The following is a 14,358-nucleotide window of genomic DNA, read 5'->3' as shown; positions in this document are numbered from 1 at the left end:
CCCGATTAACTCACACTTGCGAGGGGTTGGCGGATCACGGGAACGGGCAGCGCTCGCCGGTGACCTCGACGAACGACCGGGACCCCGCCACGACCGTGAACTGATGCTCGATGCCGGCGGCGACCACCACATGGGTGAGCGGCAGGATGCCGGTGGCCTCGGTCTGCCGCCCGCCCGCCTCGGTGAACCGGATCGTCACGGGGGCCGCGGGATCGAACCAGCCCTCCGCGTTGCCGGCGGCGCTGCGGGCCGGCGTGCCCTCGCCGCTGACCGTGACGGCGCCGTTGGCGAAGCCCACCGCGGAGTTGGGACCCTTGTAGATCGGCGTCGGCAGGATGAACCGCTTGTTCTCCGGCTTCTCGCATTGGCGCGGGGTCCGGATCTGGTTCAGCACGAAGACCAGCCGCTTGGGATCGACGCCGGCCGCCAGCCGCTCGCGCGCCAGTTCGGTCAAGCGCGCCAGATCGCCGGTCGGCAGCTCGCGGGTCAGCCGCGCCTCCAGCTCGGCGGCCCTGGTCTCCGCCGTCTGGGCGGCCGTGCGCAGCTCGGAGACGGACCGGGCGAGGTCGGCATTGGTCTGGGCGAACTGGGCGTTCTCGGCCTGCAGGCCGGCCTCGCGGGCCTTCATCCGCTCGACGCCCATCTGGTACGCGAACAGGCCGACGCCGAGGAATACGCCGACGAATGCCAGGAACTTGACCGTACGTATCCAGAAGCGACGCCGCCGACGCCGTTCGTAGTCATGCAGACCGAGCGTCATGCTGCGGTTCCCGTGGTGTCGACAAGCACGCCGGGGGCACGTACGTACCCCCTTCGCGAGGGTGCTTTATCGCAAAGCAGCGGGTCCCGGCGCAACAGCGAACGGCAGGATCATTCCGGCAGCACGGCCTCGACCGCCCGGACGACCTTGTCCGACCTGGGGGAGGTCGAGGTCGGGAACCAGCCGGCCAGCCGGCCGTCGGGCGCGATCAGGTACTTGTGGAAGTTCCAGCGCGGCGCCGCGGCAGGTCCCAGTTCCTGCCCGGCCCAGCGATAGAAGGGATGCGCACCGGCGCCGGTGACCGCCTGCTTGCCGGTCATCGGGAAATCCACCGCGAAATTGACCTCGCAAAAGTCCTTGATCTGCTCGGCGCTGCCCGGCTCCTGGCCGCCGAAATCGTTGCTCGGCACGCCCAGCACCACCAGGCCGCGCCCGCGGTATCGTTCCCAGAGGGCCTGCAGGTCGGCGTATTGCGGGGTGTAGCCGCACATCGACGCCGTGTTCACCACCAGCACCGCCTTGCCGGCGAACTCCTTCAAGGGCAATGGCCGGCCGTCGATCGAGACGAAGTCGAATTCATGGGCGTTCCCGGGATCGGACGTGGGCATCGCGGCGCTCCCCGTGGCCGGCGGAAGGGTGAGGACCAGCGACAGCATCATCAGTACGGCGGCGCAGGCGGAACGGCGCATGGCAGGACCCCGTCGGAGGCGGAACATGATCCAGGAGATAGTCTTTTCACGATGCCGGTCCAGGGATCCGCCCCGGAGATTGTCGGGGAGGCCGATTGCTTGCTAGTGTCCTTCGCAACCAACCAAGCAAAGAGGGGGAGGGCGCATATGCCCGACATCGATCATTACATCGGCGGCAAGATCGTGGCCGGGACCGGCGGGCGCCGGGCCGACGTGTTCAACCCGGCGACCGGCGAGGTCAGCGGCCGGGTGGCCCTGGCGAGCAAGGCCGACGTGGCCGCGGCGGTCGAGGCGGCATCCGCGGCACTCCCCGGCTGGGCCGCCACGCCGCCGGTCGTCCGCGCCCGCGTGATGTTCAAGTTCAAGTTCCTGGCCGAAGCCCATGCCGACGAACTGGTCCGCCTGATCAGCGGCGAGCACGGCAAGGTCCAGTCGGACGCGCGCGGCGAACTGAGCCGCGGCCTGGAAGTGGTGGAGTTCGCCTGCGGCATCCCGCACCTGCAGAAGGGCGAGTTCAGCGAGAATGTCGGCACCAACGTCGACAGCTTCTCTATGCGCCAGCCGGTCGGGGTCTGCGCCGGCATCACGCCGTTCAACTTCCCGGCCATGGTGCCGATGTGGATGTTCCCGATAGCGCTCGCCTGCGGCAACAGCTTCATCCTGAAGCCGTCGGAGCGCGACCCGTCCACGGCGATGCGGCTGGCCGAGCTGCTGTCCGAGGCGGGCCTGCCGCCCGGCGTGTTCAACGTGGTCAACGGCGACAAGGAGGCGGTCGACGCCCTGCTGACCGACCCGCGCGTGGATGCGATCAGCTTCGTCGGCTCCACTCCGATCGCGGAATACATCTACCGGACCGGCACCGGGCACGGGAAGCGGGTCCAGGCCCTGGGCGGGGCCAAGAACCACATGGTGGTGATGCCCGACGCGGACCTGTCCCAGGCGACCGACGCGCTGATGGGGGCGGCCTACGGTTCGGCCGGCGAGCGCTGCATGGCGGTCTCCGTCGCGGTCGCGGTCGGCGGGGTCGGCGACGCCCTGATGGAGCGGCTGGAACCCAAGGTCCGCGCGCTCAAGATCGGTCCGGGCAACGATCCCGAAGCCGAGATGGGGCCGCTGGTCACCCGGCAGCACCGCGACAAGGTCCGGGGCTACGTGGACCAGGGCGTCAAGGAGGGCGCCAAGCTGGTGGTCGACGGCCGCGACCTGAAGCTCCAGGGCTACGAGAACGGCTTCTACATCGGCGGCTGCCTGTTCGACGACGTCACCACCGACATGACGATCTACAAGGAGGAGATCTTCGGGCCGGTGCTGTCGGTCGTCCGGGTACCGGACTTCGACCAGGCCGTCGGCATGATCAACGACCACGAATACGGCAACGGCACCGCGATCTTCACCCGCGACGGCGATGCCGCCCGCACCTTCGCCAACAAGATCAAGGTCGGCATGGTCGGGATCAACGTGCCGATCCCGGTGCCGATGGCGTTCCACAGCTTCGGCGGCTGGAAGCGCAGCCTGTTCGGCGACCATGCGGTCCACGGCATGGAGGGCGTGCATTTCTACACCCGCCTGAAGACCGTCACCTCGCGCTGGCCGACCGGCATCCGCGCCGGGGCCGAATTCACCATGCCTGTCATGAGGTGACAGCCATGATGACCCCGGAGAGCGCCCTTTTCGCCGCCTGCGAGCTGTTCGCCGCCCATCTCAGCCTGCGGGCGCTCGACCGGCTGCCCGACCCGTTGCAGCCGTCCGACGAGACGGAGGCCTACCAGGTCCAGGAAACGTTGAACAGGAAGCTATCCGGAGCCGGCTTCGGAGAGCTGGCGGGCTACAAGATCGGCTGCACCACGGCGGTGATGCAGGCCTATCTGGGCATCCCGAGCCCGTGCCGCGGCGGCATCCTGTCGAGCACCGTGGCGGCGGGCGGGGTGGCGCTGAACCACGCCACCTTCCGCCGGCCGGGGGTGGAGTGCGAGATCGCCGTGCGGCTGGCGGGCGACGTGCCGGCTTCCGGCGCGCCCTACGACAGGGCCTCGATCGCCCGGTTCGTGGAGTCCTGCATGCCGGCGGCAGAGATCGTGGACGACCGCTACACGGACTGGCGGACCATCGGCACTCCGCTGCTGATCGCCGACAACTTCTTCGGCGCCGGCTGCGTGCTGGGCGCCCCGGTCCATGACTGGGGTGCCCTGAACGAGGTCGCGGGGACCATGCTGATCAACGGCGCCGTGGTGGGGACGGGCAGGGGCTCCGACGTGCTGGGGCACCCGTTCGAGGCGCTGGCCTGGCTTGCCAACCAATTGGCCGGGCAACACCGGGAAGGGCAGGGCGCCGGGCTGAAGGCGGGCGACCTGGTGCTGACCGGCAGCGTGGTCCAGACCAACTGGGTGGCCGCCGGCGACCGGGTGATGATGGACCTGGGGAGGCTGGGGACGGTGGAGTTCAGCTTCGGGTGACGCGGCTTCGATCCGAACTTGCGCGGAACGGCTTGCTTGGAAGGCTTTCCTAGGGGATTCCGGGCCATCGCCACACGCTACGACAAGCTCGCCAGCACCTTCCCGGCCGGCACCCATCTCGCTTCCGGCCTCATCTGGCTCAGCTGGCGACACGCCATAAGGCGGCTTCCGACCGGGTTGAACCGCTCCGGTCCATTCAGCCTGCCGTTCACGCGTCGCAATGCGTTGGGCCACGGCCCAACGCATGGGCGCGGCTACCCTGGCCGGGTCAACCTGGTCGGGCAGTGCCCTATCGGGCGACAAACACGAAGGGGTCAAGCGTTCTGACGCCAAGTGTTTCGAAATCCCTGACATTGCGCGTGACGACAATGAGGCCGTGCGCCTCGGCCGTTGCGGCGATCATCGCATCCTCCATCAAATCATTGGTCCGCCCATGCATCAGCCGAGCCCATCGACGGAAGACGCGAGCATCCATGGGAACTATCTCGAAAGATGCAGCTACTTTTTCAAGCCATGACTCGATTTCGGAAGCCCTGACGGGATCCCGTTCGCGCGTTACTTCCACGCCCGCTTGCAGTTCGCCGATGGTGGCGACCGAAAGATGGAGATCACGCTCGTCGACACTTTCCAGCCACGCCAGGACGGCTCCATGGGGACGCTGGCGTCGGAGTTCGGATACGACGTTGGTGTCGAGCAGATACATGAATACAGTATGTGCTTCAGTCGAAGCCGACCGGATTGCGGCGATGCAGACGACCGCGTCCGGGTACGGGAATGTCGCCTCGGGGAGTCTCCGCCAGGAGCAGTTCCTTCAGGGAAGGGCGGGCATTCTCCCGAAGCCTCTGCCATTCGTGCAGGGAGACCAGCACGGCCGCGTCGGCCCCTCGCTTCGTCACCAACTGCGGTCCTTCTTTCAGGCAGGTTTCCAGCAACTCGCTGAATCGGGCTTTTGCGTCATGTAAAGGCCAGCTTCTCATGGAAACTCCCATACCGGAGCCTGAGGGTCCACGGTCATCCGTGACTAGTCATATATCTAGTCATGGATGACCGTGGACGCAAGTTCCTCCCCGAAGCCTCAGCCCCTGGACTTGAGCAATGCTCCGATCTCGCCGACGATGCCGCGGCGGAACAGCAGGACGCAGACGACGAAGATGACGCCGGTCACCACGGTCACCGGCAACTGCGTGCCGGCCAGGTAGTTCTGCAGGGTGACCACCAGGAAGGCGCCGACCACCGGGCCGAAGATGGTGCCCAGGCCGCCCAGCAGCGTCATCAGCACCACCTCGCCCGACATCTGCCACGTGATGTCGGTCAGCGACGCCAGCTGGAACACGATCGCCTTGGTCCCGCCGGCCAGACCGGCCAGGGCCGCCGACATCACGAACGCCGCCAGCTTGTAGTGGTCCACCTTGTAGCCCAGCGACACCGCCCGCGGCTCGTTCTCCCGGATCGCCTTCAGCACCTGGCCGAACGGCGAGTGGATCGTCCGGTGGATCAGCAGGAAGCCGGCCAGGAACACCGCCAGCACGAAGTAGTACATGGCCAGGTTGTCGCCCAGGTCGATCAGCCCGAACAGGTAGCCCCGCGGCACCGCCTGGATGCCGTCCTCGCCGCCGGTGAACGGCAGCTGGAGCGCCAGGAAGAACACCATCTGCGACAGTGCCAGCGTCACCATCGCGAAGTAGATGCCCTGCCGCCGGATCGCCAGGAAGCCGAACGCCAGGCCGAACAGCGCCGCCACCAGCACGCCGAGCAGGATGCCCAGCTCCGGCGTCAGGCCCCACACCTTGACCGCGTGGGCGGTCACGTAGGCGGCCGAGCCGAAGAACGCGGCGTGGCCGAACGACAGCAGCCCGACATAGCCGATCAGCAGGTTGAAGGCGCAGGCGAACAGCGCGAAGCACAGCGCCTTGGCCAGGAACACCGGGTAGAACTGGAACGGGGCGACCAGCGCCACCACCAGCAGCGCCGCCAGCGCCGCCCATTTCAGCGCGGGCGGGCTCCGCCGGGCGGGCGCCGCGGCGCCGGCCCGGAGAGCGTCGGTATGGGATTGGGTTGCCATGGCTTACTTCTCCCGTCCGAACAGACCGGCCGGCTTGATCAGCAGCACCACGGCCATCACGACGAAGATCACGATGTTGGAAGCCTCGGGGTAGAACACCTTGGTGAAGCCCTCCAGGATGCCCAGCATGAAGCCGGTCAGCACGGCGCCCAGGATCGAGCCCATGCCGCCGATCACGACGACCGCGAAGACGACGATGATCAGGTGCGAGCCCATCAGCGGGTTGACCTGGTAGATCGGCGCCGCGAGCACGCCGGCCAGGCCGGCGAGCGCCACGCCGAAGCCGTAGGTCGCGGTGATCATGACCGGGACGTTGATGCCGAAGGCCTGGACCAGCACCGGGTTCTCGGTGGCGGCGCGCAGGTAGGCTCCCAGCCTGGTGCGCTCGATCATGAACCAGGTGCCGAAGCAGACCACCACGGAGACGGCGACGACCCAGCCGCGGTACGTGGGCAGGAACATGAAGCCCAGGTTGTAGCCGCCGGCGAGCGCCTGGGGGATCGGGTAGGGCTGGCCGGACACGCCGTACCAGTGGCGGAACATCCCCTCGATGATCAGCGCCAGGCCGAAGGTGAGCAGCAGGCCGTAGAGGTGGTCGAGCTTGTACAGCCGGCTGAGCATCAGCTTCTCGAGCACGACGCCGATCAGGCCGACCAGCACCGGGGCCAGCACCAGGGCGGCCCAGTAGTTGATCCCGGCGAACTTCAGCAGCATCCACGCCGCGAAGGCGCCCAGCATGTACTGGGCGCCGTGCGCGAAGTTGATGACGTTGAGCATGCCGAAGATGACGGCCAGCCCGAGGCTCAGCAGGGCATAGAAGGACCCGTTGATCAGCCCCAGCAGGAGCTGACCGAACAGGACCTGGGGCGGAACCCCCAGCAGCTCCATCATTGCGGGTCCGTCCCTTACTTCTGGGCGATCTTGCAGCCGCTGGCGGCGGCGTCGAGATAGGCCTGGTCACCGGAAATCGTGCGCACGATCTCGTAATAGTCCCACGGCCCCTTGCTCTCGGACGGCGCCTTGACGCGGGCCAGGTACATGTCGTGGACCATGCGGCCGTTGGCCAGGATCTTGCCGTTCTTGGCGAACATGTCCTCAATCGGCAGCTCGTGCATCTTGGAGACGACGGCCTTGGCCTCGTCCGTCTTGGCCGCCTCGACCGCCTTGAGGTAGTGCTTGACCGAGGAATAGACGCCGGCCTGCACCATGGTCGGCTTGGCGCCCATCTTCTCCTCGTACTTGGCCGACCAGGCGCGGGTCTCGTCGTCCATGTCCCAGTAGAACCCGGTGGTCGCGACCAGTCCCTGCGCCGCGTCCAGACCCAGCGCGTGGACGTCCGAGATGAACAGCAGCATGCCGGCCAGCGTCTGGCCCGCCTGGGTGATGCCGAACTCGTTGGCCTGCTTGATCGCGTTCGTCGTGTCGTTGCCTGCGTTGGCCAGACCGATCACCTGGGAGCCCGAGCCCTGGGCCTGGAGCAGGAAGGACGAGAAGTCCGAGTTGCCCAGGGGGTGGCGCACCGAGCCCAGCACCTGGCCGTCCAGTTCCTTGACCACCGCCGTGGTCTCCTCCTCCAGCGAATGGCCGAAGGCGTAGTCGGCGGTGATGAAGTACCAGGTGTTCTTGCCTTCCTCGGTCAGCGCGCGCGCGGTGCCGGCGGCCAGCGCGTGGTTGTCGTAGGTCCAGTGGATGCCGGTCGGCGAGCAGGCGTCGCCGGTCAGGCGCGAACTGCCGGGGCCGGACATCAGGAAGATGCGGTTCTTGTCGCGGGTGATCTCCTGCACCGCCAGCGCCGCGGCCGAGTTGGGCACGTCGGCGATCACGTCGACCTGTTCGCGGTCGATCCACTGGCGGGTGACGTTGGCCGCGATGTCGGCCTTGTTCTGGTGGTCGGCGACCACGATCTCGATGGGCGCGCCGTCGATCGCGTTGCCGAACTCCTCCGCCGCCATGCGCGCGGCCACGGCCGAGCCCTCGCCCGCCACGTCGGCATAGATGCCGGAGCGGTCGTTCAGGACGCCGATCTTGATCCTGCCGTCCGAAACCGCTCCCTGAGCGTTCGCGGCGGCGGCCATGCCGACCGACAGTGCCGCGAGAGCCGTACCGGTCATGATCTGCTTCAGCATCTTGCTCATCCTCTTCACCGTTTCCCCTGTTACCTTGTTCTGCGCTGTTCCGCTTGATCAGACGCCGAGATATTCGTGCAGCTTGTGCATGTTGGCTTCGAGCTGGTCGTTCGGGATCATGTCGACGATGTGCCCCTCCTCCATGACGTAGTGGCGGTCCGCGATGGTGGCGGCGAAGCGGAAGTTCTGCTCGACCAGCAGGATGGTGAAGCCGCTCTGCTTCAGCTCCCGCACCACCCGGCCGATCTGCTGGATGATCACCGGCGCCAGCCCCTCGGTCGGTTCGTCCAGCAGGATCAGGTCGGCCCCGGTGCGCAGGATCCGCCCGATCGCCAGCATCTGCTGCTCGCCCCCCGACAGCCGCGTCCCCTGGCTCTTCCGCCGCTCCTTCAGGTTCGGGAACAGGCGGTAGATCGCCTCCACGTCCATGCCGCCCGGCTTGATCGTGGGCGGCAGCATCAGGTTCTCCTCCACGTTCAGGCTGGAGAAGATACCCCGCTCCTCCGGCACGTAGCCGATCCCCAGCCGGGCGATCCGGTTCGACGCCAGCCCCGTCAGCTCCGTCCCGTTCAGCCGGATCGAGCCGGTGCGCCGGCCCACGATGCCCATGATCGAGCGCATCGTCGTGGTCTTGCCGGCGCCGTTGCGTCCCAGCAGGGTCACCACCTCGCCCCGCCGGACGTCCAGGCTGACGCCGTGCAGGATGTGGCTCTCGCCGTAGAAGGCGTGAAGATCCCGGATCTCCAGCATCCCTGTCGTCGTCGCGGCCCCGTCAGGCATGTCCCGTCCCCATGTACGCTTCCATCACCTGCGGGTCCTTGGACACCGTCGCGTAAGGTCCCTCGGCCAGGATCTCGCCCCGGCGCAGCACCGTGATCGTGTCCGACAGGTCGGACACGACGGAGAGGTTGTGCTCGACCATCAGGATGGTGCGGTTGGCCGAGACCTTGCGGATCAGCGCCGCGGTGTGGTCGATGTCCTCGTGGCCCATGCCGGCCATCGGCTCGTCCAGCAGCATCAGCTCCGGCTCCAGCGCCAGCGTGGTGGCGATCTCCAGCGCGCGCTTGCGGCCGTAGGGCAGCTCGACCGCGGGAATGTCGCGGTAGGCCGCCAGGTTGACCGACTCGAGCAGTTCCCCGGCCTGGCCGTCCAGCGCCTCCAGCACCTTCTCCGAGCGCCAGAAGTCGAAGTTGTCGCCGCGCAGGCGCTTCTGCAGCGCCACCCGTACGTTCTCCAGGCAGGTCAGGTGCGGGAAGACGGCGCTGATCTGGAACGAGCGTACGAGGCCGCGCCGGGCGATGTCGGCCGGCTTGACCCGCGTGATGTCGGCGCCGTTGAACAGGATCTGGCCGCCGCTCGGGATCAGGAACTTGGTCAGCAGGTTGAAGACCGTGGTCTTGCCCGCGCCGTTGGGGCCGATCAGGGCATGGATGCTGCCGCGGCGGACCTGGAGGTTGACGTCCTTGACCGCGATGAAGCCCTTGAATTCCTTCGTCAGATTCCGGGTTTCAAGTATGTGATCCCCGTCCATGCGCACCTCCCCTTATCGGACGATCCGCCGGATCTCCCGTCGCCGGGGCATGCCGTCGGATGTCCTGGATTTTGCGTGAAGTTAGGGACAGGGGGGGACGGGACGCACCACCCGAAAGGGTGGCATTCTGCTGAAACTCCAAAGACCTACGGCAGATAGCCCATTTCCCTGCCCCGCGCGACCGCGCTTGTCCGGGTGGTGACGTACAGTTTGGCGAACAACCTTTTCATGTACCATTTGACCGTGTCTTCCGAGATGCGCAGTCGCTCGCCGATCTGGCGGTTGCGCAACCCTTCCGAAACGAGCCGCAGGATCTGGATTTCGCGGTGGTGCAGGCGGTCCGACGACGCGGGCGCCGGCCGCGCCGCTTCGGGCTGGAGGGTCTCCAGCACGCGGCCGGATATCTCGATCGCGTCACGGCACTGGGCCATCGCGGATTCCAGGTCGCTTGCGGCGCCCGCCGCATAACCCACCATGACGGCGGCGAAGCCTCGGAGCAGCAGGTCGTCGGGCTGGGGGGGGCCATCGGGCCGATCGGGGTCGGCCCTCCCGAGCCACTGGTCGGCGCGGTGGCGGATCTCCGGCAAGGCGTCCCGTTCCTTCGCCATCAGGCGCCGGGTCAGCACGGCCAGCTGAAGGGCCGAGATCCGGCCTTCCGTCTTCTCCGTCACTTCCCGGACCTGATCCTCGGCAAGGTCCAGGGCCTGGACCCGCGTCAGGTAGTAACGCGCCTCGTCCAGGGTGAATCGCAGGTCGGCGGCGCGCAGTTCCAGCAGCGTCCCGCAGCCGCGAAGGCGCGCGAGCGGCAGCGGCGGATCGGCGCGCGTCGCGATCACCAGGGTGAAACAGGCGGGCAGGCCGCTCAGCATCCGGTTGACGTCGCGATGGACCGCCGGGTCGGTCACCGCCTGGTAATCGTCCAGGAACAGGACCATCTGGCGTCCCAGGCGGTCCAGCTCCCCCGCCAGATCGCACAGGACCTCCTCCAGGATCGGCTGGGACCCGCCGGCATGAAGATTTGAGACCCGCCGCCCGAAGGCGGGCAGGACCGGTTCGAGCACCTCCGCGAGATCCGCCAGGAAACGCTTCGGATCATGGCCGTTGCGATGCAGGGAGAGCCATCCCGTGGCACTGCCGCGGTTGCGCGCGATCGCATGCCAGCGTGCCAGCAGGGTCGTCTTGCCGATGCCGGAAGGCCCCGACAGAAGCACGAGGCGCAATCGATCGAACCGGGCGATATAGTCTTCCAGACGCGGACGGAAGACGATACAGGATTTTGCCGGCTGATATTCGAGTTTATCGCTAAATTTCCGCAACGTTTCGGCTGCCCCTCGGCAAAGATCCGGCCCGTGCTTTCAACGACGGGATATGCGGGTGTGTAGCGGTATTCTCCTGCTTACTTCAACATATACCTGACAGCGCCGGCATGAAGTGTCCGGATCATTCGAGGGCAGGAGTCGGGATATCGGCATCAAGGACGGATTATCTCAGTCCTCGGCCAGCCCCATGCCCTGGAGCGCCGCGGTCAGGGCCGCGCCCAGCCGCGCGTCGTCATAGGGCTTGCCGACGAAACCGACCGGCTGGGCCGCCTGGGCCCGCTTCATGGTGGCCTGGTCGCTGAAGGCGCTCATGAAGAGGGACGGAATGCCGAGGCGCTGGCGGATCTCGACGGCGGCGTCGATGCCGTCCGTCCCCTGCGCCAGCCGGATGTCCATCAGGATGAGGTCCGGCCGGTAGTCCTCCGCCGCCATCACGGCGCCGGGACCGGAAACCGCCTTGCCGCAGACGGTGAAACCCAGGTCCTCGACCATTTCCTCCAGCAGCATGGCCGGGATCGCCTCATCCTCGACGATCAGGATGCGGATGCTGCGCGACTGCACGGGTTCCTGCCGGTCCGAGGGCAGGGGGGCGGCGGGCCTGGAGTGAACGAGTCTAATTTTAGAGATTGCGTGCATCGGACCAAGCTACAGTTCGGGACTCGGAAGTGGCAAGGGATCAACACCTTGCGGCTCGAATCGTCCAAGTGCCTAAAAAGCGGTTGTTCCAATGGGCCGCCCGACGGGCTGCCGGCCCTTCCGGCGCGGTCACCCGGCGGCGTGGATCCGGAACATGGTGCCGGTCGGACCGGACTGGCAGGTCATTTCGCCGCCGACCTGTCCCAGCATGGCGCAGACCATGCGCATTCCCAAGCTCGAAGTCGTCGCGGGATCGAACCCGGCGGGCAATCCCACGCCCTCGTCCGCGACGCCGACCTCGAACCCGCCGTCCGGCAGGGTCTTGAACCGGACCCGTATGACGCCGCGGCGGCCCTGGGGGTAGGCGTATTTGACGGCGTTGGTCAGCAGCTCGTTGACGATCAGCGCCAGCGGGATGACCTTGTCGGTCGCCAGCTCGTGGGTATCGGCCTCCACCTCGATGCTGTGTCCCTGCTCGACCATCGCGGAGTGGGCCAGGTCGGCGCACAGGTCGCGCAGGAACAGGCCGAATTCCACGACGCCGACCTTGTCGGTCATATACAGGCGCTCGTGGACCCGGGCGATGGTGGCCACGCGGGCGCAGGCCTCGTCGAAATGGCGGCGCGTCACCGGGTCGGAGATCTGGCGGCTTTCAAGGCGCAGCAGGCTGGAGACGAGCTGGAGGCTGTTCTTGACCCGGTGGTTGACTTCCTTGAGCATCAGTTCCTTCTGCTGGATCGAGCGGCGCAGCTCCAGCAGGGACATCACTTGGCGGGCGAGGGTGGACAGGGCCGCCTTCTGCTCCTCGTCCAGGCCGGGGCGCGGCTCGTGGTCGAGGACGCACAGCGTTCCGAGCGCATGCCCGTCGGCGGTCTGCAGCAGCGCGCCGGCATAGAACCGCATGCCCGGGGAGCCGGACGCCAGGGGGCCGGATACCAGAGGATTGTCGGAGAACCGGCCGTCGGCGGCCAGGTCGGGCACGATGAAGAGCCCGGACTGCCGGATGACGAGGCGGCAGACCGAAGCGTTAAGGGCGGTTTCGCTGGCGCCCAGCCCGACCTCCGACTTGAACCACTGGCGGTTGGCGTCGACGAAGCTCACCAGGGCGACCGGCGTGCGGCAGACATAGGCCGCAAGGCGCGTGACGTCGTCGAACTCCTCCTCGCGGGGGGTATCGAGTATGCCGTATCGGCGAAGTGCTTCGAGCCGCTGGATCTCGGAGATCTGCTGGCCAGGAATGGCGGTGCCCATCAAGCTTAGTGGTTCCAATCAATCGAGGGGTCGTCCGGAAGCGGAGCGATACGGACGGCCCGTCCGGCCGGCAATCCGGCGGAGCGCGATGATGCACCGGGCGGAGCCCGATGTCGAGCCCCGCCCGGCGCGGCCGGTCAGGCCGCTTCTTCGGCCATCTCCGGAACCGCGAGATCGAGGTGGGTGCCGGTGTGGTGGGCGTAAAGCAGCAGGTCGTTGAGCAGCTCGGTCTCGGCATCGGCCGAGTCCTTGCGGCGGATCGCGACCAGCCGGTCGAGCGCCTTGATGTTGAAACCGGCCGATTTCGCCTCGCCCTTGAGGTCCTTCAGGTCGTTCTTCAGTCCGTCGATTTCGTTCAGCAAGTTTTCCATGCGGTCGGCGAACTGCTTCAACTGTTCGGCCGTCGTAGCGCCAGCGTCGATCAAGATCAGGCTCCGTGAGTGGGGCTGGGGTTCGGGATTGGCGTCATACCGGCAAGCGCCGGTTCTGGCAACAAGGCCGCGGCGGGGCGGCTGCGGAACGTTCCGCCGTTCCCCGCGGTTGGTATCGCATAGCCGTCGCGCCGCGGCGGCCCCCAAGCAACAACCAACGAATGGGGCAAAAAAATGGTGGACGCCATACCCGCTTCCGATACCGAAAACCGGCGTTACCTCAGCAACACGCCCGAACATCCGTACATCCCCTACGACACTCCCAGTGCCTATGGCCGCGCCCGCATCGGCGGCGATGTCGACGACGGCCGCGACCGCCGCTGGAGCGGCCAGTCGGGCGGCATCAGCGCGGTGATCCGCGACCATCCCGTGCCCGTCGTGATGTTCGCCGCGAGCGCCGCCATCCTGCTGGCCGCCTGGCTCGGCTATCGCTACCAGCGCGACAGCCGGAAGGACGCCGGCCGGGGATCGCGGCTCTACACCGATCCGGACCGTCACCATACCCACGTCTCGGGAGGCATGTCGGACCGGGCGGCGGTCCGCTCGCCCGATCCGGACCGGCTGGTCGGCATGCCGGGCACCGGCAAATCGGCGCGGGACAGCGCTTCGGTCCTGCTGGGTCCCGACGGCGAACCGCTCCGCGGCCCGGCCTCCGCGGGCGGCGCCACCAGCGTCGGCTGGGCGACTCCCGACGGGTCGGCGTCCCATTCCGACACCGTGTCGGGCGAAGCGGCCGACACGCTCGGCCAGACCCGGCGCGAGAACGCCCCTCCGGGAAGCTCGGCCACCACGATCCGGACGCAGGCGAATCCGCCGATCTTCGACCGGCCGTGATCCGTGCCGGTGTTCGTCATGCACGGATCAAAATCCGCGTCTGTGGGGCACCCCTAATCTTCATCATGCGCGGGCTTGACCCGCGGCTGTCCGGCACGGTGATTGCTTATTACCGGAAAGGGTTAATCGCGGGCAGGAGTACTCCGTTTTCGTCATGGCCGGACTTGATCCGGCCATCTTTCGCGGGAAGCATCGAAGCCTCCGTGCCTTGAGATCTGCGGGTCAAGCCTGCGGATGACGAACCGAAGGAGAAAACAGTCGCCAGG

At 67.2% G+C, this 14,358-nt stretch carries 16 protein-coding genes and 1 pseudogene; 4 read left to right on the top strand and 13 right to left on the bottom strand.

From position 1 onward, the window contains the following. Positions 1-34: 34 nt before the first annotated feature. The gene (locus DPR14_RS22065) at positions 35-760 is read right to left on the bottom strand and encodes a hypothetical protein (RefSeq protein ID WP_158047060.1); all 726 of its coding nucleotides are present in this window, start codon (positions 758-760) and stop codon (positions 35-37) included. 110 nt (positions 761-870) lie between these two features. Next, positions 871-1,449 carry a glutathione peroxidase gene (locus DPR14_RS22060; protein ID WP_158047059.1) on the bottom strand — a complete coding sequence of 193 codons (579 nt, stop codon included), beginning with the start codon at positions 1,447-1,449 and terminating at the stop codon, positions 871-873. 147 nt (positions 1,450-1,596) lie between these two features. On the opposite strand from DPR14_RS22060, the gene DPR14_RS22055 reads away from it, so the two are divergent. The 3 genes and pseudogenes from DPR14_RS22055 to DPR14_RS22045 all read left to right on the top strand — a co-directional run. After that, complete coding sequence (locus DPR14_RS22055; protein WP_158047058.1) at positions 1,597-3,090, top strand: CoA-acylating methylmalonate-semialdehyde dehydrogenase; 1,494 nt, start codon at positions 1,597-1,599, stop codon at positions 3,088-3,090. Between the two features lie 5 nt (positions 3,091-3,095). Continuing rightward, complete coding sequence (locus tag DPR14_RS22050; RefSeq protein ID WP_211103850.1) at positions 3,096-3,902, top strand: 2-keto-4-pentenoate hydratase; 807 nt, start codon at positions 3,096-3,098, stop codon at positions 3,900-3,902. 51 nt (positions 3,903-3,953) lie between these two features. Further along, a pseudogene (locus DPR14_RS22045) lies at positions 3,954-4,046 on the top strand (IS5/IS1182 family transposase); the annotation flags it as partial. 145 nt (positions 4,047-4,191) lie between these two features. Here DPR14_RS22045 and DPR14_RS22040 read toward each other — a convergent pair. The 11 genes from DPR14_RS22040 to DPR14_RS27555 form a co-directional block, all read right to left on the bottom strand. Continuing rightward, positions 4,192-4,605, bottom strand: a complete 414-nt coding sequence (locus tag DPR14_RS22040) for a type II toxin-antitoxin system VapC family toxin (protein ID WP_158047057.1) — start codon at positions 4,603-4,605, stop codon at positions 4,192-4,194. Positions 4,606-4,621: 16 nt separating this feature from the next. Beyond that, positions 4,622-4,879 (bottom strand): type II toxin-antitoxin system Phd/YefM family antitoxin, encoded by a 258-nt coding sequence (locus DPR14_RS22035; protein WP_158047056.1) that lies wholly within the window; start codon positions 4,877-4,879, stop codon positions 4,622-4,624. A 98-nt stretch (positions 4,880-4,977) separates the two neighbouring features. Then, positions 4,978-5,964, bottom strand: a complete 987-nt coding sequence (locus DPR14_RS22030) for a branched-chain amino acid ABC transporter permease (protein ID WP_158045822.1) — start codon at positions 5,962-5,964, stop codon at positions 4,978-4,980. Positions 5,965-5,967: 3 nt separating this feature from the next. Then, complete coding sequence (locus DPR14_RS22025) at positions 5,968-6,855, bottom strand: branched-chain amino acid ABC transporter permease (RefSeq protein WP_158045823.1); 888 nt, start codon at positions 6,853-6,855, stop codon at positions 5,968-5,970. 14 nt (positions 6,856-6,869) lie between these two features. Then, on the bottom strand, positions 6,870-8,090 hold the full coding sequence (locus DPR14_RS22020) for an ABC transporter substrate-binding protein (protein ID WP_158047055.1): 1,221 nt from the start codon (positions 8,088-8,090) through the stop codon (positions 6,870-6,872). Between the two features lie 57 nt (positions 8,091-8,147). Beyond that, positions 8,148-8,870, bottom strand: a complete 723-nt coding sequence (locus tag DPR14_RS22015; protein ID WP_158045825.1) for an ABC transporter ATP-binding protein — start codon at positions 8,868-8,870, stop codon at positions 8,148-8,150. Next, positions 8,863-9,621: an ABC transporter ATP-binding protein gene (locus DPR14_RS22010; protein ID WP_158047054.1), complete on the bottom strand. Its 759-nt coding sequence runs from the start codon at positions 9,619-9,621 to the stop codon at positions 8,863-8,865. Before DPR14_RS22010 ends, DPR14_RS22015 begins: the two co-directional genes overlap by 8 nt. Positions 9,622-9,767: 146 nt before the next feature. Continuing rightward, positions 9,768-10,832 carry a helix-turn-helix domain-containing protein gene (locus DPR14_RS22005; RefSeq protein WP_246149400.1) on the bottom strand — a complete coding sequence of 355 codons (1,065 nt, stop codon included), beginning with the start codon at positions 10,830-10,832 and terminating at the stop codon, positions 9,768-9,770. 276 nt (positions 10,833-11,108) lie between these two features. Continuing rightward, positions 11,109-11,501, bottom strand: a complete 393-nt coding sequence (locus tag DPR14_RS22000) for a response regulator (protein WP_192499101.1) — start codon at positions 11,499-11,501, stop codon at positions 11,109-11,111. Positions 11,502-11,705: 204 nt separating this feature from the next. Continuing rightward, the gene (locus tag DPR14_RS21995; protein WP_246149398.1) at positions 11,706-12,827 is read right to left on the bottom strand and encodes a histidine kinase dimerization/phosphoacceptor domain -containing protein; all 1,122 of its coding nucleotides are present in this window, start codon (positions 12,825-12,827) and stop codon (positions 11,706-11,708) included. A 137-nt stretch (positions 12,828-12,964) separates the two neighbouring features. After that, positions 12,965-13,252, bottom strand: a complete 288-nt coding sequence (locus tag DPR14_RS27555; RefSeq protein WP_192499100.1) for a GapR family DNA-binding domain-containing protein — start codon at positions 13,250-13,252, stop codon at positions 12,965-12,967. 180 nt (positions 13,253-13,432) lie between these two features. On the opposite strand from DPR14_RS27555, the gene DPR14_RS27550 reads away from it, so the two are divergent. Then, the gene (locus DPR14_RS27550) at positions 13,433-14,092 is read left to right on the top strand and encodes a hypothetical protein (RefSeq protein WP_192499099.1); all 660 of its coding nucleotides are present in this window, start codon (positions 13,433-13,435) and stop codon (positions 14,090-14,092) included. The last annotated feature ends 266 nt before the right edge of the window (positions 14,093-14,358 follow it).

The sequence above is a fragment of the Skermanella pratensis genome (assembly GCF_008843145.1).
Classification (GTDB): domain Bacteria; phylum Pseudomonadota; class Alphaproteobacteria; order Azospirillales; family Azospirillaceae; genus Skermanella; species Skermanella pratensis.
Note: the sequence above shows the minus strand (reverse complement) of the source record. Positions and strands in the feature narration are given on the sequence as shown.